The sequence below is a fragment of the Burkholderia lata genome, assembly GCF_000012945.1.
Classification (GTDB): Bacteria; Pseudomonadota; Gammaproteobacteria; order Burkholderiales; family Burkholderiaceae; genus Burkholderia; species Burkholderia lata.
Genome location: NC_007510.1, coordinates 3,481,789 through 3,503,624 on the forward strand (window position 1 = coordinate 3,481,789; position 21,836 = coordinate 3,503,624).

Here is a 21,836-nt window from a genome sequence, read left to right on the forward strand (position 1 = left end):
AAAGGCCGGGAAACAGAAAGGTCAAGAAAGGCAAAACGGCGCCGCGGGGTCGCGGCGCCGTTTGGGCGGGAAAACATGCAGTTCGGACGCGCTTTTCACGCGCGTCCGGCGCAGCGGTCGTGCGTGCGCGTCAGAACTTCGCGCGGATGCCGGCGCCGAACGTGTTGCCGGTCGACAGGCCGCTGATGTGGTCGTTCATGTACGCAGCGTAGACGTCCGTGCGCTTGGACAGCGGATAGTCGTAGCCGACGGCCCAGGTCTGGCGCGTCTGGTCGAGGCCGCCCGAATCGCGCGAGTACGCGTACGACGCCATCGCGTTGCCGACGCCGAGCGGCACCGACACGCCGCCCTGCGCGGTATTCACGTGCCAGCTGCCCGCGACCTGGTCATTCTTCGTATACATGTACTGGCCGAACAGCTTCACGTACTTCAGGTCGTAGGTCGCGCCGACTTGCGCGATGCCCTGGCTCTTCATGCCGGCCACCAGCGCGCTCAGGTCGCGCGGGCCGTTGTTGAAGTTCACGTACTGGTAGACCGCGGTCGCCGCGAACGGGCCGTTCGCATAGTTGAACTGCGCGCTCCACTTCTTCGAGCCGTTGTCGCCGGCCTGGTTGCCGAGCGCGTACATCGCGCCGAAATTCAGGCCACCGAACGACGGCGACGTGTACGACAGCGCGTTGTTCCAGCCCGAATCGCCGACGGCACCCTGGTCGCTCGGGTAGGTCGGGAACGTGCCGAGGCCGAGGAACACGTGGTACACCATCGGCGAGAAGGTGTACGAGTCGTAGAACGGGTTGAACAGGATCGTCGACAGGAACAGGTGCGTCGTCAGGCGGCCGGCCGTCACCGTGCCGTACGGCGAATCGATGCCGACGTATGCGTTGCGTGCGAAGAACGTGTCACCCTGGAAGCGGCCGAACTGGCCGTTCTGCGCGCGGAAGAAGCTTTCCAGCGTGAAGATCGCCTTGTAGCCGTTGCCGAGATCCTCGGCGCCGTGCAAACCCCAGTACGACGTCGACATCCCGCCGCCGCTCACGTTCCACGCGCGGTCTCCGCCCGGGAACTTGGTTGCGCCGACCCATTCGTCGACCTGACCGTAGAGCGACACGCTCGACTGTGCATGGACGGGAGCGGTAGCCGCCACGCAGGCAGCCGCGGCGATCAGCTTGACGGACGTGCGCGACGCACGGCGAGCGAATGCTTTCATTGGATCTCCAGATTTTGTCGAATTGTCGATAAGTGGCGCGAGCGTTGTTTTTTGGAGCCGAGTGCTTGCGTCGTATGGGGCGCAGCCATCTTTACGGATCATTCGTCCGGTCAAAATTGCGCACACTTATTGCTGGTATAGCGGCAGCATTAACTTCGCGGAATTGATACATGGCCGGGTACCCGCCGGCGGCCCCGCGTGAACGCGGTCGCGCGGCGGGACGGCAGCGTGGCACACGCGAGCCGGGCGCGAAAGATAGCGCAATGCGACGGGAAAATCAGCGGAAATCTGTGCGCGACTGTGGCGAATTCGCATCAGCCGGCGGAGGGACGAGCGCGCGGGCGCTCAGTTTCGGTAGAACGGGGAGAAAAACGGCGAGTGTGCAGGCTCTTCCTGCGAGCGGGGCGGCGGCATCGGACGTCCGCCGCGCTCCTCGTTGTAGCGTGCGACGTCGGCGCGGATCGACCCGGCGCGCAGCGGCACGTTGCCGCCGCCCGGCGGGCGCGGCACCTGGCGCACGTCGGCGCTGATCGGGCGATACGGGCTTTGCGCGGCGTAATGGCCATACGACGGCGTCGGCCGCAGCCCCCAGCGGGAACCGTAGCCGTTCACGCCGCCGGTGCGTGCACCGGCAGGGGGCGCCACGCGGCGCCAGACGGGGGCACCGCCAGCCGGCTGACCGTACGCGCGCATGTCGCCACCACCGAAGCCGTGGCCGCCGAACCCATGACCGCCGTGGGGCGGTTGCGCGAGCGCGAGCGGCATCAGCAGCGCGCCGAGCACGCCTGCCACCCATCGTCCGATCTTCCGTTTCACCCGTTCCGTCATCGTTCAGTGCCTGTCCACGCCCGCCGCCGGCTCCTTTCGGCCGACGCAAGGCTTTCAGCAGTAATTTATGAGCGGGCCGAAAGCGTGTCGAGCCAAAAAGTGTTATGTCGCCGGCATCGGTGTAACACCATGTTACTGCTAGGTTTTTTCACTTCTGCGGGCGACCGCGACAGAACATTCTTCTGCCGTTTTGCGCATGGCCGGGCCGGTGCCGTGAGCGCTGTTGCATGAGATTGAATCATCAATCGATTCCCACAATGAATTTGTGTAGTTAATCGCCAACCCGGACAATGGCGCCATCCGCGCGCGCGACGCGCATCTCCGTCGTTTCCGAATCGAGTTCCCGATGGCCCGTCCCCGTTTTCTTCCCGACAACTTCACGCTCGCGCTCGTCGGCACCGTCGTGCTCGCGAGCCTCCTGCCGTGCCGCGGCCCGGCCGCTCACGCGTTCAACTGGGCAACCAACATTGCCGTCGGCCTGCTGTTCTTCCTGCACGGCGCGAAGCTGTCGCGTGAAGCCGTCGTCGCGGGTGCGACGCACTGGCGGCTGCACGCGGTCGTGCTGCTCAGCACGTTCGCGCTGTTCCCGCTGCTCGGCCTTGCGCTGAAACCCGTGCTGCAGCCGCTCGTCACGCCGACGCTGTATGCGGGTGTGCTGTTCCTGTGCACGCTGCCGTCGACGGTCCAGTCGTCGATCGCGTTCACGTCGATCGCGAAGGGCAACGTGCCGGCCGCCGTGTGCGCGGCCTCCGCGTCGAGCCTGCTCGGGATCTTCGTCACGCCGGCGCTCGTCGGGCTGATGATCACGTCGCAGTCGGCGGCCGCCGCGTCGCCGTGGAGCACCGTCGGCAGCATCGTGATGCAGCTGCTCGTGCCGTTCATCGCCGGCCAGTTGCTGCGGCCCGTGATCGGCGGCTGGATCGACCGCAACCGCGGCGTGCTGCGCTTCGTCGACCAGGGCTCGATCCTGCTCGTCGTCTACGTCGCCTTCAGCGAGGCCGTCAACGAAGGCCTGTGGCACCAGATCCCGCCGCGCGCGCTCGGCGGCCTGCTCGTCGTCAACCTCGTGCTGCTCGCGATCGCGCTGTTGCTGACCGCGTTCGTCAGCAAGCGGCTCGGCTTCAACCGCGCCGACCAGATCACGATCATCTTCTGCGGGTCGAAGAAGAGCCTCGCGGCCGGCGTGCCGATGGCGAAGGTGATCTTCTCGGCGAACGCGGTCGGCGCGATCGTGCTGCCGCTGATGCTGTTCCACCAGATCCAGCTGATGGCGTGCGCGGCGCTCGCGCAGCGCTGGGGGGCGCGCGACATGAGCGGCGAGCACGACGAGGGCGACGCGACGTCGGCGCCCGGCGCGCTGAGCGCAGGCAAGCGCTGACGATCCAGGGCGACGGGACGGCCAGCGAGTGGTGCCGTCCCGGTGTTTCCGCTTTTCCGCTTTTCCGCTTTTCCGCTTTTCCGCTTTTCCGCTTTTCCGCTTTTCCGCCTTTTCGCCTTTTCGCCTTTTCGCCTTTTCGCCTTTTCGCCTTTTCGCCTTTTCGCCTTTCCGCCTTCCGCCTCCCCCCTTCCCAATACACACCGATGTGCCCCAGGCGCGATGCACCAGCAGCGCCCATCGCGTCACGAAATCTTCATTCAATTCTCCGCGAGCGATGCCGTTAAGTCGGGCGTCCTGTCGATTCGGCTGCCCTCGCCCATGCCCGCGCCCCACCCCGACTCCGCTGCCGCCAGCATCACGCGCCTGATCGCGGATCGCGCGCTCGCCGCCGTCTTCCAGCCGATCGTCGATCTCGGGTCGGGAACGGTCGTCGGATACGAGGGCCTGATACGCGGCCCGCGCGGCACCGACCTCGAGCCGCCCGTCGCGCTGTTCGCGCAGGCCGCGCGCGAAGGCGAAACCCTCGCGCTCGAACAGGCAGCCGCGCTCACCTGCCTCGACGCGTTCGCGGCACTCGGCTGCGACGGCAAGCTGTTCCTCAATTTCAGCGCCGGGACGATCCTGAAGCTCGCCAGCGAACGCGAGCGCGTACGCCAGCTCCTCGTCCGCGCGCGGATCGCCGCCGAGCGCATCGTGATCGAGCTGACCGAGCAGAACGCGATTCCCGACGTCGCCCACATCGGGCCGGCCGTCGCGTCGCTGCGCGACGCCGGCGTCCAGTTCGCGCTCGACGACTACGGCACCGCGAACGCGAGCATGAACCTGTGGCTGCGCCTGCATCCGGACGTCGTGAAGATCGACCGCTTCTTCATCCACGACATCGCCCGCGACCCGCTCAAGTTCGAAGCCGTGAAGGCGATGCAGCACTTCGCTCAGGCGAGCGGCGCGCAACTGATCGCGGAAGGCATCGAGAACGAATGCGACCTGATCGTCGTGCGCGACATGGGCATCTGCTGCGTTCAGGGCTTCCTGCTCGGCCGGCCGAACGCGCAGCCGTCGCGGGTCGTCGCACCGGCCGCGCGTGACGCGATCCGCGCGCCGCACATCGCGGTGTTTCCCGGCGCGACGCGCTCGGTGCGGCCGGCCGGCACGATCGCCGGGAAGATGCTGGTGCCGGCGCCGGCACTGCCGCGCGACGCGACCAGCAACGACGTGCTCGACCTGTTCAACCGGATGCCCGACCTGCACGCGGTCGCGCTCGTCGAACGCGGGCGGCCCGTCGCGCTCGTGAATCGCCGCGGCTTCATCGACCGCTTCGCGCTGCCGTACCACCGCGAGGTGTTCGGGAAGAAGCCGTGCCTGCAGTTCGCGAACGACGCGCCGCTGATGATCGACAACGCGACGACGTTCGAGCAGCTCGCGATGCTGCTCGCGAGCCACGACCAGCGCTATCTCGCGGACGGCTTCGTGATCACCGAACACGGCCGCTACGTCGGGCTTGGCACCGGCGAGAGCCTCGTGCGGGCGGTGACCGAGATGCGCATCGAGGCCGCGCGCTACGCGAATCCGCTGACGTTCCTGCCCGGCAACATCCCGATCAGCGCGCACATCGACCGCCTGCTCCAGCGCGACGCCGGCTTTCATGCGTGCTATGTCGACCTGAACCAGTTCAAGCCGTTCAACGACCAGTACGGCTACTGGCAGGGCGACGAGGTGCTGAAATTCGCGGCGACGGTGCTGGCCGGCGTGTGCGACCCGCAGCGCGACTTTCTCGGGCACGTCGGCGGCGACGATTTCCTCGTGCTGTTCCAGCGCGCCGACTGGCGCGAACGCGCCACCGACGCGATCGCGCGCTTCAACGACGGCGCGCAACTCTTCTACACGCAGGCCGACCGGCAGGCGGGCGGGCTGCACGGCGAAGACCGCCACGGCAACCCGGCGTTCTTCGGCTTCGTGACGATGGCGATCGGCGCGGTCGGCGTGCCGGCCGGCGCGCACGGCGCGAAGCGCTACGGCAGCGACGAGATCGCGTCGGTCGCGGCGCTCGCGAAGCGGCGCGCGAAACAGCAGCCGGATGGGCTCGCGGTCGTCGACCTCGATGCGGGGCGCGCCGCGCTGCGCCATCGCGGCGAGCCGTCGGCCGTGGCAATCCGCTGAACGGCGGGCGGCCGCCGTTTGCAGACACGGCGGCGCCCGGTGCGGCGGTGGCGCGCATTCGCCCGCCAGGCAGCGAGACCGTTAGTTGCCCATCAGCCTCCCGGCGGCCCGCGGAGGCAGTCGGGCACGGCTCCCGCGGACGCGTGGAGCCGGCCCGCTTGCCACCCACTTCCCGCTCGCCAGGCACCCGCACGTCCACCTTGCCTTTTTCGCGTTTTGTTTAGTATTTTTAGTAACGGTGTTTTCGCAGATTAGCGCTTAAAAACCGGGAATTCGCGGGTATTCCCCGGCTATCCGGCCCGAATTCCGCGATATGTTTTACTATACAATCGCTTTCACCCTAAACAAACCGGACCCCGAACGATGGGTACGACCATTCGCGATGTGGCGCGGGCGGCAGAGGTCTCGATCGGCACCGTCTCCCGCGCGCTGAAAAACCAGCCGGGCCTGTCCGAAGCGACGCGGGCGCGCATCGTCGAGATCGCGCAACGACTCGGCTACGATCCCGCGCAACTGCGGCCGCGCATCCGCCGGCTCACCTTCCTGCTGCACCGCCAGCACAACCGCTTTCCGGCCAGCCCGTTCTTCTCGCACGTGCTGCACGGCGTCGAGGACGCGTGCCGCGAGCGCGGCATCGTGCCGACGCTGCTCACGGTCGGGCCGAACGACGACGTGCTGCGCCAGATGCGCCCGCACGCGCCCGACGCGATCGCGGTGGCCGGCTTCATCGAGCCCGAGACGATCGAAGCGCTCGCCGCGACCGGCCGGCCGCTCGTGCTGATCGACCTGTGGGCGCCCGGGCTGCGTTCGGTGAATATCGACAACGCGACGGGCGCGGCGCTCGCGATGCGCCACCTGCTCGCCACCGGCCGCACGCGGATCGCGTTCATCGGCGGCTCGCCCGCGCACTACAGCATTGCGCAGCGCGCGATCGGCTACCGCCGCGCGTTCTTCGAAGCCGGGCGGCTGTTCGATCCCGCGTACGAAGTGACGATCGACGCGGGGCTCGATCCCGACACCGGTGCCTCGCGAGCGATGGAGCAGTTGCTCGACGCGCCGGGCCCGCGCCCGGAAGCCGTCTTCGCGTACAACGACGCGGCCGCGCTCGCCGCGCAGCGCGTGTGCACCGCGCGCGGGCTGCGCATTCCCGACGACATCGCGATCGTCGGCTTCGACAACATCCCGGCCGCCGCGCACGCAAGCCCGCCGCTCACGACGCTCGCGGTCGACAAGGAGGCGCTCGGCCGCCGCGGCGTCGAGCTGCTGCTCGCCGACTCGCCCGAGCGCACCGAGATTTCCCTGCCCGTCGAGCTGATCGTGCGGGCCAGCAGCCAGCCCGCCGGCTCCCCGGCACTCGATACCGCCACGGTCACCGAATCATGAACATGCCCCCGGTCCAACCCTGCACGGCCGCGCCGGCCACCCACACCCAAGCCGCGCCGTTCGTCGCGAGTTTCCGCGATCCGTCGTTCCTGTTGTCGCACATCGAGGACACGCTGCGCTTCTACGCCACGAACGCGTTCGACCCGACGGGCGGCTTCTACCACTACTTCCGCGACGACGGCAGCATCTACAACCGCACGTCGCGCCACCTCGTCAGCAGTTGCCGGTTCGTCTTCAACTACGCGATGGCGTACCGGCATTTCGGCGATCCGCGCCACCTGGAATACGCGCGCCACGGGCTGCGCTTCCTGCGCGACGCGCACTGGGACGACGAACTGCAGGGCTACGACTGGGAACTCGACTGGCGCGACGGCGCGAAACGCGCGACGCTCGACGGCACGCGCCACTGCTACGGGCTCGCGTTCGTGCTGCTCGCGGCCTCGCACGCGACGATGGCCGGCCTCGACGAGGCCCGCCCGCTGATCGCGGCCACCTTCGAGCTCGCCGAGCACCGCTTCTGGGATGCGGCCGCGGGCCTCTATGCGGACGACGCGACGCCGAACTGGATCGTGTCGTCGTACCGCGGCCAGAACGCCAACATGCACATGACGGAGGCGCTGCTCGCCGCGTACGAAGCGACCGGCCACCTCACGTACCTCGATCGCGCGGAAAAGCTCGCGTCCCACATCACGCAGCGCCAGGCCGCACTGTCGGGCGGGCTCGTGTGGGAGCACTACCATGCGGACTGGTCGGTCGACTGGGACTACAACAAGGAAGACAGTTCGAACATCTTCCGTCCGTGGGGCTTCCAGCCGGGGCACCAGACGGAATGGGCAAAGCTGCTGCTGATCCTGGAGCGGCACCGCCCGCTAGACTGGCTCGTGCCGCGCGCGGCCGAGCTGTTCGACGCCGCGCTCACGCACGCGTGGGACGCCGATCACGGCGGCCTGTACTACGGCTTCGGCCCCGACTTCACGATCTGCGACCACAACAAGTATTTCTGGGTGCAGGCGGAAACCTTCGCGGCGGCCGCGATGCTCGGCGCGCGCACCGGCAGCGAGCGTTTCTGGGACTGGTACGACGAGATCTGGCGCTATAGCTGGACGCACTTCGTCGATCACCGCTACGGCGCGTGGTACCGCATCCTCACCTGCGACAACCGCAAATACAGCGACGAGAAGAGCCCGGCCGGCAAGACCGACTATCACACGATGGGCGCGTGCTACGACGTGCTCGCGACCCTCGCGCGCGCGCAGCGCAGCGAGCCGACGCAATGAGTGGCGGCACGTTTCCGGCTTTCGTGTCGGCGGGCGACATCCTGACCGACATGGTGCGTGCGGGCGATGCGCAATGGACCTCGGTGCCGGGTGGCGCCGGCTGGAACGTCGCGCGCGCGGTTGCGCGGCTCGGCGTGCCGAGCGCGCTCGCGGGCTCGATCGGCGAAGACTGCTTCTCCGACGTGCTGTGGCACACGAGCGAAGCGGCCGGGCTCGACCTGCGTTTCCTGCAGCGCGTCGCGCGGCCGCCGCTGCTCGCGATCGTCCACGAGACCCGCCCGCCCGCGTACTTCTTCATCGGCGAAGCGAGCGCCGACCTCGCGTTCGATCCGGCGCAACTGCCGGCCGGCTGGACCGACCACGTGAAATGGGCGCATTTCGGCTGCATCAGCCTCGTGCGCGAGCCGCTCGCCGGCACGCTGGCCGCGCTCGCGGCCGACCTGCATGCGCGTGGCGTGAAGATCAGCTTCGACCCGAACGTCCGGAACCTGATGACGGCCGCGTTCCAGCCGACGCTCGCGAAGATGGCCGCGCTCGCCGACCTGATCAAGGTGTCCGACGAGGACCTGCGGCACCTGTTCGGCGGCGACGGCCCCGACGCGATCGGCGCGGTGCGCGCGCTGAACCCGCACGCGGCGGTGCTCGTCACGCGCGGCGCGCAGGCGGCGACGCTCTACGCGGACGGCGACGTGCATGAAGCCAGCCCGCCGCGCGTCGAGGTGGCCGACACCGTCGGCGCGGGCGACGCGTCGATCGGCGGCATGCTGTTCAGCCTGATGGCCGCGCCGCAGCGATCGTGGCGCGAGCATCTCGTGTTCGCGCTGGCGGCGGGCGCCGCCGCGTGCCGGCATACGGGCGCGCACGCGCCAACGCTCGACGAGGTCGTCGCACTGATCGAACGATGATGGAAAAGACGGCGACCGGGCACCGTTCGGTCACCGATAAGCCGCGCTGTACATGCTGCGCCGCAGTGCTACGATGAAGTGTCCTTTTGCGGGAGAGCACGATGGACACCAACACGTTCACGAAGGGCATCTACACGGCCAAGGCGCATACCCAGCATGCGGGCAACGGGCAGTTCCAGGGTTACGTGATCCTCGCGCGGGACGACGGGGACGACACCGAGAACACGCGCTACGACGTCCACTCGACGAGCCCCAGCGAGGAAGAAGCGTTCGACGAGGCAAAAGCGCTCGCGCACCGGATCCTCGGCGAAATCGAGCTGTAACGCGCCGCCATTCAGGCGCGGCTTAGGGCCTGTTCACGCTAATAACGGGCTTGCGCTGGCCACCAGAAGGGCCGAGCGCAAGGATTGCGACGAAGCGAATACTCAACGTATTCGCGAGGAGCATGACGCAGCGATCGGCCCTTCTGGTGGCCAGCCCCACAAATGAATTTTCCCGAACAGGGGAACGTGCCTTTCCGCCCGCATTGCGGCGTCGTTCGTCGCTTGTCCCCCAAGGGGACTTCCTTCGGGGCGTTTGGCACGGCCAAACGGCGCTCCTTACTTCTTGCACTGCGAGCGGAAAGGCACGTTCGCAAGCCCGTTATTAGCGTGAACAGGCCCTAAAGCAGCCGCGCCACCATCGACAGCAGCATCGTCAGCACCAGCGTCGACATGAACGGGAATGGGTAGCGTCGCCCACCGAGCGTCAGCGTGACGTCGCCCGGCATCCGCCCGATGCCGAGCTTGCCGAGCCACGGCCAGCAGCGCGTCAGGATCATCACCGCGACGAACGTCGTCATCAGCCAGCGCAGCATGTCGGCTCCGTCAGAGTGCGTGCGAGCGGTCGCCGCGCGCGAACGCGTCGAGCGTGCCGTCGATGCCGCGCGAGAACGCGATCACCTTGAACAGCTCGCCCATCTCGGCTTCGGAGATCAGCTTCTGCACCGCGTTCGCGGCCGGCAGGAATGCGCGGATGTCCGACGGATCGATCGCGGCCAGCGCGTCGGTGATGCCCGCGTTCAGCAGGAAGCGCGCCTGCGACGTGTAGCCGAGCAAATCAGCGCCAGTCGCGACGGCCGCATCGTAGATGCCGGTGAATTCGACGTGCGCGGTGATGTCCTGCAGCCCCGGGTACAGGAACGGATCGTCGTGCGCGTGGTGGCGGTAGTGGCACATCAGCGTACCGCGGTCGCGCTGCGGGTGGTAGTACTCGTGTGCGGGAAAGCCGTAGTCGACCAGCAGCACCGCGCCGCGCCCGAGCATCGTGCAGACGGTGCGCGTGAACGCCAGCGCGGCCTCGTGCGTCTCGGTCACGTAGCCGTCCGCCGCATCGTCAAGACCCGCGAGCACCGGTGGCAGGCCGGCCGGCGCCGCCGCACGGTCTTCGAACACGAACGCCTGCTGCGCGTCGAGCGCGACGCCGCGCTCCTGCCATCCGCCACCCGCCTTCGCGAACAGGCGCACGGGCATCGCATCGAGCACCTCGTTGCCGACGACGACGCCGTCGAACCGCTCGGGCAGCGCGTCGAGCCAGCGCACCTTCGCGGCGAGCACCGGTGCGGCGGCCGTGATCGTGTCGCGCTGCCGCTCGCGCAGCTCGCCGGACAGGTCGACGATCAGGTATTCGTCGAGTTCGGCGCCCAGCGCGTCGAGCGCCGCGAGCAACCCGGCCGCGAGCTTGCCGGTACCAGCGCCGAATTCCATCACGCCGCGCGTGCCGCTCGCCGCGAGCGCTTCCGCGACCGGTTGTGCGAGCGTCTGCGCGAACAGCGGCGACAGCTCGGGCGCGGTGACGAAGTCGCTGCCGTCGTCGGCGCGGCGCCCGAACTTGCGCGCGCCGCCGCTGTAATAGCCGAGGCCGGGCGCATACAGCGCGCGCTCCATGAAGCGGTCGAACGGCAGCCAGCCGCCAGCCGCCGCGATCTCGTCGCGCAGTTGCGTGGCGAGGGTTTCGGACTGCGCAAGCGCGTCAGGGCCGGGAGCAGGTAAACTAGCGGGTTCGTGAGCTTTCGGGTTCATCCCGGCATTGTAAATGACCGTTTCAGCCGATACGTCGACCCAGCGCGTGGCGCTCGTCACCGGTGCCCTGGGCAGCGCGGCCGACGCCGCGTCGATCGGCCGTGCGCTGGCGACGGGATTCGCCCGGCGCGGCTGGGACGTCGCGCTGCAGCGCAGCCACGGCACGCCGCATGCGGCGGCCGACGCACTTGTCGCCGAAGTCGCGGCGCTCGGCCGCCGCGCGGTCGTGCTCGACGCCGATCTGGCCCTGGAAGCCGACGCCGCCGGCCTCGTCGCCGCGTGCGGCGCAGCGCTCGGCCGGCCCGCGTGCGCGGTGTTCGTGAGCGCCAGCGCAGGCGCCGACGATGCGCACACGGTGGACGGCGCGTCGCTCGCCAGCGCCCTCGCGCGCAATGTGACGGCGCCGCTCGCGCTGGCCCGCGCGCTCGCCGATGCGACGCCCGACGCCGCGCGCGAGCACGAAGCGCTGCGCGCCTGCGCGATCCACGTGCTGGATCAGGCCCTGTTTCACCCTGCGCCGGCGCAGATGTCGCACGCGCTGATGCAGGCCGCGCTGAACCGCGCGACGTCGGCGCTGGCGCTGGCGCTCGCGCCGAAAGTGCGGGTCGCGGCGCTCGTGCGCGGCCACGCGCCGCACGCGGACGACATCGCGGCGGCCGCCTGTTATCTCGCGTGTGCGCCGGGCGTCACCGGCGCGACGCTGACCGTCGACGGCGGCGAGCACCTCGTGCCGCCCGCCGCCGGCCCGAATGAATGAACTGCGCGGAAAGGCGCGGCCTGACTGCCGCCACCCGCGCCGCTTTGCGTGTGCGCACGCCAATTTGACTGGAACGACCATGTTTTCCGCTCTCCTGCACCCCCGCCTCGCGGACTGCCGCAGGCTCTACCTGCGCGACTACGAAGTGCACATCAACATCGGTGCCTTCGAACACGAGAAGCGCGGCGAGCAGCGCGTCGTCATCAATGTCGACCTGTTCGTGCCGCTCGCGCTGTCGACTCCCGTCGACGACCGTCTGCATGAAATCGTCGACTACGATCTGATGAAGCAGAGCGTCGCGCAATGTCTGGCGCGCGGCCACATCCACCTGCAGGAAACGCTGTGCGACGCGATCGCCGCGCGCCTGCTGGCGCACGATGCCGTGCGCGCGGTACGCGTCTGTACCGAGAAACCGGACGCTTATCCGGACTGCGACGCCGTCGGCGTCGAAGTCTTTCGCATTAAGGACGAGGAGCGCGCATGAACGCCCCCCACATGAATGACACGACGGCCGATGCCGCCACCCTCGACGCGACCGCCGCCCCGGCCGGCCGCCCGGCGCTGACGCGCCGCGAACAGAAGGACGCGTACGAGAACAACAAGCTGTTCAAGCGGATCGTGCGCCAGGTCGGCCAGGCGATCGGCGACTTCAACATGATCGAGCAAGGCGACAAGGTGATGGTGTGCCTGTCGGGCGGCAAGGACAGCTATGCGATGCTCGACGTGCTGCTGCGCCTGCGCGAGCGCGCGCCGATCGATTTCGACATCGTCGCGGTGAACCTCGACCAGAAGCAGCCGGGCTTCCCCGAGCACGTGCTGCCGGAATACCTGAAGCAGGTCGGCGTGCCGTTCCACATCGAGAACCAGGACACCTACAGCATCGTCAAGCGGCTCGTGCCCGAGGGCAAGACGACCTGCTCGCTGTGCTCGCGGCTGCGCCGCGGGATCCTGTACCGCGTGGCCGGCGAGCTCGGCGCGACCAAGATCGCGCTCGGCCACCACCGCGACGACATCGTGCAGACGCTGCTGCTCAACATGTTCTACGGCGGCAAGCTGAAGGGAATGCCGCCGAAGCTGCAGTCGGACGACGGCAAGAACATCGTGATCCGCCCGCTCGCGTACGTGAAGGAAACCGATCTCGAGAAATACGCGGAGTTGCGCGAATTCCCGATCATCCCGTGCAACCTGTGCGGCAGCCAGCCGAACCTGAAGCGCGCGGAAATGAAGGCGCTGATCCGCGAATGGGACAAGCGCTTCCCGGGCCGTGTCGAGAACATGTTCAACGCGCTCGCGAAGGTCGTGCCGTCGCACCTGATGGATACGACGCTGTACCCGTTCCAGTCGCTGCGCGCGTCAGGCGTTGCCGATCCGCAGGGCGACATCGCGTTCGACGAGGAACCGTGCGCGTCGGGCGACGACACCGCGGCGCCGGGTGGCGCCCAACCGATCTCGATCGTCCAGTTCGACGACCTGTAAGCGGGGCCCGAACACCCGTCGGAACGGGGCCGCAAGGCCTCTTTCCGGCGCTGTCGCCCCGCCGCGACAGGCCCGGAACGGCGGGGGCCGCATGCTAAAATAGGCGGCTTCGAACTCCTCTGACAAGCTGGCGCCATGAATATCGTGATTTTGGCGGCAGGCACCGGCAAGCGCATGCGTTCCGCGCTGCCGAAAGTGCTCCATCCCCTGGCCGGCAGGCCGCTCCTCTCCCACGTCATCGACACCGCGCGCACGCTGCAGCCGTCCCGGCTCGTCGTCGTCGTCGGTCACGGCGCCGAGCAGGTTCAGGCAGCCGTCGCCGCCCCTGACGTCCAGTTTGCCGTGCAGGCCGAACAGTTGGGCACCGGCCACGCGGTGCGCCAGGCGCTGCCGCTCCTCGATCCCGCGCAACCGACGCTCGTGCTGTACGGCGACGTGCCGCTCACGCGCGCGTCGACGCTGCAGCGCCTCGTCGACGCCGCGCGCGAGGGCCGCTACGGGATTCTGACCGTCACACTCGACGATCCGACCGGCTATGGCCGCATCGTGCGCGACGCGGCCGGCTTCGTCACGCGCATCGTCGAACAGAAGGACGCGTCGCCCGAGCAGTTGAAGATCGCCGAGATCAACACCGGCATCATCGTCACGCCGACGGCACAGCTGTCGATGTGGCTCGGCGCGCTGAAGAACGAGAACGCGCAGGGCGAGTACTACCTGACCGACGTCGTCGAACTCGCGATCGAGGCCGGTTTCGAGGTCGTCACCGCGCAGCCCGACGAGGAATGGGAGACGCTCGGCGTGAACAGCAAGGCGCAGCTCGCCGAGCTCGAGCGCATCCACCAGCGCAATATCGCCGAAGCCCTGCTCGTCGACGGCGTCACGCTCGCCGATCCGGCGCGCCTCGACGTGCGCGGCACGCTGCGCTGCGGCCGCGACGTGTCGATCGACGTGAACTGCGTGTTCGAAGGCAACGTGACGCTCGCCGACAACGTGACGATCGGCGCGAACTGCGTGATCCGCAACGCGTCGGTCGGCGCCGGCACGCGCATCGACGCGTTCACGCACATCGACGGCGCCGAGCTCGGCGCGCACACCGTGATCGGCCCGTACGCGCGGCTGCGCCCCGGCGCGCAGCTCGCGGACGAAGCGCACGTCGGCAACTTCGTCGAGGTGAAGAACGCGGTGATCGGCCACGGCTCGAAGGCGAACCACCTGACGTACATCGGCGACGCCGACATCGGCGCGCGCGTGAACATCGGCGCCGGCACGATCACCTGCAACTACGACGGCGCGAACAAGTTCCGCACCGTGATCGAGGACGACGTGTTCGTCGGCTCCGACACGCAGCTCGTCGCGCCCGTGCGCGTCGGCCGTGGCGTGACGATCGCCGCCGGCACGACGATCTGGAAGGACGTAGCCGACGGCTTGCTCGCATTGAACGAGAAGACGCAGACCGCAAAGAGCGGCTACGTCCGCCCGGTCAAGAAGAAAAGCTGAACCTTTTGCGGGCGCCCTGGCGGCGTCTGCATCGACTTACAGGACTGACTCATTCATGTGCGGCATTGTCGGCGCAGTTGCGCAGCGTAATATCGTTCCGGTGCTGATCGAAGGATTGCGGCGCCTCGAATACCGTGGCTACGACTCGTGCGGCGTTGCCGTGCTCGAGCCGGGCGCACCGAAGCGCGCGCGCAGCGTCGCGCGCGTCGCCGATCTCGACGCGCAGGTGCGCGAATCGCACCTCGAAGGCACCACCGGCGTCGCGCACACCCGCTGGGCGACGCACGGCGCCCCCGTCACGCACAACGCGCACCCGATCTTCTCGTCGAACGCGCTCGCGCTCGTCCACAACGGCATCATCGAGAACTTCGAATCGCTGCGCGAAGCGCTGCGCGCGAAGGGCTACGAATTCGTGTCGCAGACCGACACCGAAGTGATCGCCCACCTCGTGCACAGCCTGTATCGCGGCAACCTGTTCGACGCGGTGCGCGAAGCGGTGGGCCAGCTGCACGGCGCGTACGCGATCGCCGTGATCCACAAGGACCAGCCGCACACCGTCGTCGGCGCGCGCCAGGGTTCGCCGCTCGTGGTCGGCCACGGCGACGGCGAGAACTTCCTCGCCTCCGACGCGCTCGCGCTCGCGGGCAGCACCGACCGCTTCACGTTCCTCGAGGAAGGCGACGTGTGCGAGCTGTCGCTCGACGGCGTGAAGATCGTCGACCGCGACGGCGCGCTCGCGCAGCGCGAGATCCGCGTGGTCAGCGCCTACGGCGGCGCAGTCGAACTCGGGCCGTATCGCCACTTCATGCAGAAGGAAATCTTCGAGCAGCCGCGCGCGATCAGCGACACCGTGCCGCAAACGGACGCGTTCGACGCGACGCTGTTCGGTGACGCCGCGCCCGCCGCGTTCGCGGAAATCGACAGCCTGCTGATCCTCGCGTGCGGCACGAGCTACTACTCGGGGTTGACCGCGAAATACTGGCTTGAATCGATCGCGAAGATCCCGACGCAGGTCGAGATCGCGAGCGAATACCGCTACCGCGAATCGGTGCCGAACCCGCGCCAGCTTGTGCTGGTAATCTCGCAATCGGGCGAGACGGCCGATACGCTCGCGGCGCTCAAGCACGCGCAGTCGCTCGGCCATACGCACACGCTGGCGGTCTGCAACGTCGCGACGAGCGCGATGGTGCGCCTCACCGAAATGCAGTTCCTGACGCACGCGGGCACCGAGATCGGCGTCGCATCGACGAAGGCGTTCACGACGCAGCTCGTCGCGCTGTTCGTGCTGGCGGCCACGCTCGGCAAGCTGCGCGGGCACGTCGATGCCGCGCAGGAAGCCGAATTCCTGAAGCAGCTGCGCCACCTGCCGGCCGCACTGAACAGCGTGCTCGCACTCGAGCCGCAGATCATCGCGTGGTCGGAGGAATTCGCACGCAAGGAAAACGCACTGTTCCTCGGCCGCGGGCTGCACTACCCGATCGCGCTCGAAGGCGCGTTGAAGCTGAAGGAAATCTCGTACATCCACGCCGAGGCCTATCCGGCCGGCGAACTGAAGCACGGGCCACTCGCGCTCGTCACGGAAGCGATGCCGGTCATCACGGTCGCGCCGAACGACACGCTGCTCGAGAAGCTGAAGTCGAACATGCAGGAAGTGCGTGCGCGCGGCGGTGAGTTGTACGTGTTCGCCGATGCCGATACGCAGATCGTCAACGACGACGGCCTGCACGTGATCCGGATGCCGGAGCATTACGGGCAACTGTCGCCGATCCTGCACGTCGTGCCGCTGCAATTGCTCGCGTATCACACCGCGTGCGCGCGCGGCACCGACGTCGACAAGCCGCGGAACCTCGCGAAATCGGTGACGGTGGAGTAAAACCGGTCGCCGGGATGGCCCCTGCCGGGCCGTCCCGGGCGCGTACCGGCGTGAAGCAGGCCATTCGGCCAGGTCGAAATATATACCACGTAGTGGTATATAATCCTGTGCAAACTCGAACGGCCCGACATGCCTGCTTCCGTACGACGCGTCTTCAAGACGAAGTGGTTTCACAAGGCAGCGAGAAAATCAGGCATCGCCGATGCCGAACTCTGCCGCGCGGCGCAGGAACTGGCACGCGGCCAGGGCATCGCGCTCGGCGGCAACGTCTGGAAAATGCGCCTGGACGGCAATCGGCAGCGCGGCATCGTGCTGAGCAAGGTCGGGCGGGCGTGGGTGTTCGTGTTCCTGTTCGCGAAGCGCGATCGGGACAACATCGACGCACGCGAACTGCGCGCCTTCAGAAAGCTCGCCGCGGATATCGGCTGCCGCAGCGACACCGAGATCGCGACGCTGATCGCACTGAAAGAGCTTGTGGAGATTTGCAATGGCTAAGAGTCGATTCAAGAGCGATGCGACGGAGGCGATCCACAGCGCCGCGTCGGGCCTCTATCGCGCCAAGCTGATCGACAAGAAGACGATGCGCGAGTACGACGATCTCTGCATCGAGGCCGCCCCGCAGTTCGATCCGGAAGCGATCGCCCGCATCCGCAAATCCGTCAACGTCAGCCAGAGCGTGTTCGCGCTCTACCTGAACACGACAGCGTCGACGATCCGCCAATGGGAACAGGGCGACAAGCGGCCAAGCGGCATCGCGGCCCGGATGCTCCAGATCGTCGAGAAGCATGGGCTCGAGGTGTTCTCCTGAGCCGCTGCCCCGAATGCGCATGCACGGCCGGCCGAACGCGGGTCGCAAGGAATATGACGGAGAGACAATGGTGAGACTGATTGGATGCGGTGTGCTGGCGCTGACGTTCGCGTCGACGGGCTGGGCCGCCGAGCATTATGTCGAGGTCTGGAACCCGCCCGAGGCGCGGCATCCGGCAGCTCATGCGCCGGATGCCCGTACCCCGGCCGCGCACACGGGTGCCGACGCGCGCGCTGGCAAGAGCGCCGAGAAGCACGCGAATGCGACGCCCAAAGCTGCCGTGAAGCCGCACAAGCGCCGCGTCGCGCAGGCCGTGAAAGCCGGTTCGCATCGTCCGCCCGCGGCCGAGACGCCGGCCGCCCCGCGCCCCGTCGCGCAGCCCGCACCGGGTCGCCTGACGGTGATGCAACCGGCTGCGCCCGATGCGCAGCACGCACTGAATTACTCCAACATCCCGCGTCAATACACGCCGGACGGCAACGTGCTGCAGGTCGGCACGCACGGCCGCTCCGCGGAGGTGACTCGATAATGGAAGCGCAAACCTACCACGGCTACCAGATCTGGGGCCACGCGATCCTGCAGCAGGACGAGATCCTGCAACCCGAGCGCTTCGCGGCGAGCGGCACGATCACGCAGAACAACAAGCTGGTCGAGGCATCCGGCGTGCTCGGCGTGTTCGACACCGAAGACGACGCGCGCGACGCGGGGCTCGAATGGGCTCGCGCCTGGATCGACAGCCACCGCTGAGCAGGCACGGCGTGCGCAATCGGCACGCCGTCGTCACCGCATTGCACGGGCCGGCCGCGAAACGCACATGAAAAAAGGGGCGTCATGGACGCCCCTTTTTTATTCGAACCCGGACCGCTCAGGCTGCAGGCCGTGGCGGGCGCACCGCCGCCTGCGGCCGGCCGACGAGCCGTGCCAGCCCGACAATCGCGGCCAGCGTCGCGAGATACGCGACGATCTGGATGCCCGCCGGTCGTGCGGTATAGCCGATCAGCGTATGCAGCGCCTTGCCGACGATGCTGGTTTCCTTGAGCAGCCACGACGTATCCCAGATCACATCGCCCCATGACGGCACGAGGCCGGCCGCGAGCAGGAAGCCGACGCACTGGCTTGCCATCCCTGCCGCGAGCAGCACGATCAGCCAGTTGGTGACGGAGAACAGGCGCTTCAGCGGAATCTGCAGCAGGCCCGCATACATCCCGTAGCCGAGCCCGGCGCCGCCCAGCACACCCAGCAACCCGCCGACGATCATCTGCGGCGTCTGCCCCGGATCGCCCGCCGCGATGCCGTACAGGAACAGCACGGCCTCGGAGCCTTCGCGCAGCACCGCGACACCCACCACGATCGCCAGCCCCGTCAGCGGCTTGCTGCCGGCCGCGACGGCACGCCCGACCTCGGTCATCTGCATCGCCATCTCGCGGCCGTGCCGGCTCATCCAGATGCTGTGCCACGCGAGCATCAGCGTCGCGACGAACATCACGCCCGCGTTGAAGACCTCCTGCCCCATGCCGGACGCCCACTGCGAAATCACGTCGGCGAACGCGGCGATCAGGCCGGCGCCGATCACGCCGCCCACCAGCCCGCTGCCGACCCACCAGCCGCGCCGCGGCACGCCCTTCGTGGCGGCCATCACGATCGACACCACCAGCGCGGCCTCGAGCACTTCACGAAAGACGATCAGGGCAGTAGACAACATGGCGATATGGCCTTACTTGACGGTCAGGTGCGTCTTCGACTGCGCTTCGTGATACTCGTCGTGGAATTCGTACGTGCCGGCCTTCAGCGGCCCGACCAGGATCTCCACCGACTTGCCGGCGGGCACGACCTTCTCCGCCTTGAAGTCGTCGCTCTCGAATTCGGCGGGCGTCGCGTCGAGGTTCTTCACGACGAACTTCACCTTCTTGCCGGCCGGGATCGTCACGCCGTCCGGCGAAAACTTGTGGTCCTTCAGGGTCAGGTTGACGACATCGTCGGCCGCGAAGGCGGACGTTGCCGATGCGCCCAGCAGTGCCAGCGCGAAGCCGAAAGCAAAACGGTTCATGTGGGTAACGAATTGAAATATCGAAGGGAGCTGATACTAAGATCGATTCGCATTTCCAACTCGCGTACCCTTACTGGCGGCATGGTGATCCCGCTTCATGGATCGCCGTCGCGCGTTGCCCGGCAAGGCATCCGCGCCGCTTGGCCCGGAACGTTGCGCCGTCAATCGGGAGAAGTTCCGAATGACGTCAACGGCCCGATCGCGATTCATCAGACTTCACGTTTACAACATGCTGTCGCCGCACCATGCCCACGACACCGATTTTCGGCGACACGCGTACGCTTGACCTTCCCACCGTGGCAAGCTTCATGCTGTCGATGCTTGTCAATCGTCAACTCAGGAGAACACGATGGAATTCGAAGTCCAGGACATGACCTGCGGCGGCTGCGCCAACGCCATCACGCGCGCGGTGACGGCCGCCGATCCCGCCGCGAAGCTCGACATCGACGTCGCGGCGAAGATCGTCAAGGTCGAATCGGCACAAGGCGCCGAGCGCGTGCAGTCGATCATCGAAGCCGCCGGCTTCCACCCCGCGCTGCGCGCCGCCTGACGCCCGCGCGCCGCGACCCGCGGGCACACCGCCGTAAGGCGCTGCGCCCGCGGCCCGGTTTCGCGTCAGCGCAGCCGGATCAGCGTCGACTTCAGCTCGGTGTACTTCTCGAGCGCATGCAGCGACTTGTCGCGGCCGTTGCCCGACTGCTTGTAGCCGCCGAACGGGAAGTTCATGTCGCCGCCCTCGTCGTAGCAGTTCACCCAGACGGTGCCCGCACGCAGCCGGCGCGACACGTCGTGCGCGGTCGTCAGGTTCGACGTCCACACGGCCGCGGCCAGCCCGTATTCGGTGTCGTTCGCGATCCGCACGGCCTCGTCGACATCGTCGAACACGATCACCGACAGCACGGGCCCGAAGATCTCCTCGCGTGCGATCTTCGCATCGGGCTTCACCTCAAACACGGTCGGCTCCACGTAGAAGCCACCCGTTTCCTCCTTCACGCGCGCACCACCCGTGACGAGCTTGCCTTCGCTGCGCCCGGCTTCGATATAGCCGAGCACGCGCTCGAGCTGGATGCCGTCGACGATCGCCCCCATCGACACCGACGGATCGAGCGGATTGCCGGGCACGTACGCGCGCGCGGCCGCGACGAGCTTCTCGATGAACGCATCCTTGATGTCGCGATGCACGAGCAGCCGCGAACCTGCCGTGCACATCTCGCCCATGTTGTAGAAGATCGCGCCGGCGGCTGTCTGTGCCGCGCGGTCGAGATCGGGACAATCGGCCAGCACGATGTTCGGCGACTTGCCGCCGAGTTCGAGCCACGCGCGCTTCAGGTTCGACTGCGCGGCGTACTGCATGATCAGCTTGCCGACCGCCGTCGAGCCCGTAAACGCGATGCAGTCGACGTCGCGATGCAGCGCGAGCAGCTTGCCCGGCTCGCCCGCACCCGGCACGACGTTGAACACGCCGGCCGGAATGCCCGCCTCGTAAGCGAGCTGCGCGACGCGGATCGCGGTGAGCGGCGATTTCTCCGACGGCTTCAGCACCACGCTGTTGCCGGCCGCGAGCGCCGGGCCGAATTTCCATGCGGCCATCAGGATCGGGAAATTCCACGGCACGACGGCGGCCACCACGCCGACCGGCTCGCGCGTGACGAGGCCGACGAGATGATGATCGGCCGGCGCAACCTCGCCGCCCACCTTGTCGATCGCTTCCGCAAACCATTCGACGCAATACGCGGCGCCCGGCACGTCGACCGTCGTCGTGTCGCCGATCGGCTTGCCGGCGTCGAGCGTTTCGAGCAGCGACAGCTCGTCGAGATGCTCGCGCATCAGCGCGGCCCAGCGCAGCAGCACGGCCTTGCGCGCACGCGGGTTCAGCCCGGCCCACACGCCCGCGTCGAACGCGCGGCGCGCGGCCGCGACGGCCGCGTTCACGTCGGCTTCGCCGCAGTCGGCGACCTTCGCGAGCACGCGGCCGTCGATCGGGCTCACGCAGTCGAACGTCTTGCCGCCGTGCGCGTCGCGCGACGCGCCGTCGATGAATGCGCGCCCTTCGATCTTGAGCGACGCCGCCTTGTCCTGCCAGTCAGCCAAAGTCAACTTGTTCATCAGGATGCCTCAGTTTTTTGGCATTCGCGATGCAGCACGCCGCTGCGCATGACGCGCAGCCGGCCGGCAGCGAATGC

23 protein-coding genes are annotated in these 21,836 nt (G+C 67.8%); 16 read left to right on the forward strand and 7 right to left on the reverse strand.

The window, feature by feature from the left end:
- Positions 1-130 precede the first annotated feature (130 nt).
- Positions 131-1,207 (reverse strand): porin, encoded by a 1,077-nt coding sequence (locus tag BCEP18194_RS21740; protein WP_011353417.1) that lies wholly within the window; start codon positions 1,205-1,207, stop codon positions 131-133.
- Between the two features lie 345 nt (positions 1,208-1,552).
- Complete coding sequence (locus BCEP18194_RS21745) at positions 1,553-2,035, reverse strand: hypothetical protein (RefSeq protein ID WP_011353418.1); 483 nt, start codon at positions 2,033-2,035, stop codon at positions 1,553-1,555.
- A 346-nt stretch (positions 2,036-2,381) separates the two neighbouring features.
- Between BCEP18194_RS21745 and BCEP18194_RS21750 the strand changes: the two genes are divergently transcribed.
- The 6 genes from BCEP18194_RS21750 to BCEP18194_RS21775 all read left to right on the forward strand — a co-directional run bounded on the left by BCEP18194_RS21750 (position 2,382) and on the right by BCEP18194_RS21775 (position 9,458).
- Entirely contained in the window at positions 2,382-3,413 is a 1,032-nt protein-coding gene (locus BCEP18194_RS21750) for a bile acid:sodium symporter family protein (protein WP_011353419.1), read from the forward strand.
- A 318-nt stretch (positions 3,414-3,731) separates the two neighbouring features.
- Complete coding sequence (locus BCEP18194_RS21755; protein ID WP_011353420.1) at positions 3,732-5,570, forward strand: EAL domain-containing protein; 1,839 nt, start codon at positions 3,732-3,734, stop codon at positions 5,568-5,570.
- Positions 5,571-5,933: 363 nt separating this feature from the next.
- A complete protein-coding gene (locus BCEP18194_RS21760) occupies positions 5,934-6,953 on the forward strand; it encodes a LacI family DNA-binding transcriptional regulator (RefSeq protein ID WP_011353421.1) in 1,020 nt (339 codons plus the stop codon).
- Positions 6,950-8,230, forward strand: coding sequence for an AGE family epimerase/isomerase (locus BCEP18194_RS21765; protein WP_011353422.1), 1,281 nt, complete (start codon positions 6,950-6,952; stop codon positions 8,228-8,230). Before BCEP18194_RS21760 ends, BCEP18194_RS21765 begins: the two co-directional genes overlap by 4 nt.
- A complete protein-coding gene (locus BCEP18194_RS21770; RefSeq protein ID WP_011353423.1) occupies positions 8,227-9,135 on the forward strand; it encodes a carbohydrate kinase family protein in 909 nt (302 codons plus the stop codon). Before BCEP18194_RS21765 ends, BCEP18194_RS21770 begins: the two co-directional genes overlap by 4 nt.
- Before the next feature lie 101 nt (positions 9,136-9,236).
- On the forward strand, positions 9,237-9,458 hold the full coding sequence (locus BCEP18194_RS21775) for a hypothetical protein (protein ID WP_011353424.1): 222 nt from the start codon (positions 9,237-9,239) through the stop codon (positions 9,456-9,458).
- A gap of 338 nt (positions 9,459-9,796) precedes the next feature.
- Here the strand turns inward: BCEP18194_RS21775 and BCEP18194_RS21780 are convergent, their stop codons facing one another.
- Positions 9,797-9,991 carry a DUF2905 domain-containing protein gene (locus tag BCEP18194_RS21780; protein ID WP_011353425.1) on the reverse strand — a complete coding sequence of 65 codons (195 nt, stop codon included), beginning with the start codon at positions 9,989-9,991 and terminating at the stop codon, positions 9,797-9,799.
- Between the two features lie 10 nt (positions 9,992-10,001).
- Positions 10,002-11,195 carry a class I SAM-dependent methyltransferase gene (locus BCEP18194_RS21785; protein WP_011353426.1) on the reverse strand — a complete coding sequence of 398 codons (1,194 nt, stop codon included), beginning with the start codon at positions 11,193-11,195 and terminating at the stop codon, positions 10,002-10,004.
- Positions 11,196-11,208: 13 nt separating this feature from the next.
- On the opposite strand from BCEP18194_RS21785, the gene BCEP18194_RS21790 reads away from it, so the two are divergent.
- From BCEP18194_RS21790 to BCEP18194_RS21830, 9 genes are all read left to right on the forward strand, one after another.
- The gene (locus BCEP18194_RS21790) at positions 11,209-11,952 is read left to right on the forward strand and encodes an SDR family oxidoreductase (protein WP_011353427.1); all 744 of its coding nucleotides are present in this window, start codon (positions 11,209-11,211) and stop codon (positions 11,950-11,952) included.
- A gap of 79 nt (positions 11,953-12,031) precedes the next feature.
- Positions 12,032-12,436: a dihydroneopterin aldolase gene (locus BCEP18194_RS21795; RefSeq protein WP_041492975.1), complete on the forward strand. Its 405-nt coding sequence runs from the start codon at positions 12,032-12,034 to the stop codon at positions 12,434-12,436.
- Positions 12,433-13,428 (forward strand): tRNA 2-thiocytidine(32) synthetase TtcA, encoded by a 996-nt coding sequence (gene ttcA, locus BCEP18194_RS21800; RefSeq protein ID WP_011353429.1) that lies wholly within the window; start codon positions 12,433-12,435, stop codon positions 13,426-13,428. The genes BCEP18194_RS21795 and ttcA overlap by 4 nt, the downstream gene beginning before the upstream one ends.
- Positions 13,429-13,563: 135 nt before the next feature.
- On the forward strand, positions 13,564-14,925 hold the full coding sequence (glmU, locus tag BCEP18194_RS21805) for a bifunctional UDP-N-acetylglucosamine diphosphorylase/glucosamine-1-phosphate N-acetyltransferase GlmU (RefSeq protein ID WP_011353430.1): 1,362 nt from the start codon (positions 13,564-13,566) through the stop codon (positions 14,923-14,925).
- Between the two features lie 55 nt (positions 14,926-14,980).
- On the forward strand, positions 14,981-16,798 hold the full coding sequence (glmS, locus tag BCEP18194_RS21810) for a glutamine--fructose-6-phosphate transaminase (isomerizing) (protein ID WP_011353431.1): 1,818 nt from the start codon (positions 14,981-14,983) through the stop codon (positions 16,796-16,798).
- Positions 16,799-16,927: 129 nt separating this feature from the next.
- A complete protein-coding gene (locus tag BCEP18194_RS21815) occupies positions 16,928-17,293 on the forward strand; it encodes a type II toxin-antitoxin system RelE/ParE family toxin (protein ID WP_011353432.1) in 366 nt (121 codons plus the stop codon).
- Entirely contained in the window at positions 17,286-17,606 is a 321-nt protein-coding gene (locus tag BCEP18194_RS21820; RefSeq protein ID WP_011353433.1) for a helix-turn-helix domain-containing protein, read from the forward strand. Before BCEP18194_RS21815 ends, BCEP18194_RS21820 begins: the two co-directional genes overlap by 8 nt.
- 67 nt (positions 17,607-17,673) lie before the next feature.
- On the forward strand, positions 17,674-18,135 hold the full coding sequence (locus tag BCEP18194_RS21825; protein WP_041493134.1) for a hypothetical protein: 462 nt from the start codon (positions 17,674-17,676) through the stop codon (positions 18,133-18,135).
- On the forward strand, positions 18,135-18,353 hold the full coding sequence (locus tag BCEP18194_RS21830; protein ID WP_011353435.1) for a hypothetical protein: 219 nt from the start codon (positions 18,135-18,137) through the stop codon (positions 18,351-18,353). Before BCEP18194_RS21825 ends, BCEP18194_RS21830 begins: the two co-directional genes overlap by 1 nt.
- A 118-nt stretch (positions 18,354-18,471) precedes the next feature.
- Here BCEP18194_RS21830 and BCEP18194_RS21835 read toward each other — a convergent pair whose 3' ends face one another.
- Both BCEP18194_RS21835 and BCEP18194_RS21840 read right to left on the reverse strand, forming a co-directional pair.
- The gene (locus tag BCEP18194_RS21835) at positions 18,472-19,308 is read right to left on the reverse strand and encodes an FTR1 family iron permease (RefSeq protein ID WP_011353436.1); all 837 of its coding nucleotides are present in this window, start codon (positions 19,306-19,308) and stop codon (positions 18,472-18,474) included.
- A gap of 12 nt (positions 19,309-19,320) precedes the next feature.
- Positions 19,321-19,653, reverse strand: a complete 333-nt coding sequence (locus BCEP18194_RS21840; protein ID WP_011353437.1) for a cupredoxin domain-containing protein — start codon at positions 19,651-19,653, stop codon at positions 19,321-19,323.
- Between the two features lie 349 nt (positions 19,654-20,002).
- Here BCEP18194_RS21840 and BCEP18194_RS21845 point away from each other — a divergent pair, with 349 nt between their 5' ends.
- On the forward strand, positions 20,003-20,203 hold the full coding sequence (locus tag BCEP18194_RS21845; protein WP_011353438.1) for a heavy-metal-associated domain-containing protein: 201 nt from the start codon (positions 20,003-20,005) through the stop codon (positions 20,201-20,203).
- Between the two features lie 65 nt (positions 20,204-20,268).
- On the opposite strand, the gene BCEP18194_RS21850 is transcribed toward BCEP18194_RS21845, so the two are convergent.
- Positions 20,269-21,759 (reverse strand): aldehyde dehydrogenase, encoded by a 1,491-nt coding sequence (locus tag BCEP18194_RS21850; RefSeq protein WP_011353439.1) that lies wholly within the window; start codon positions 21,757-21,759, stop codon positions 20,269-20,271.
- Positions 21,760-21,836: the final 77 nt, after the last annotated feature.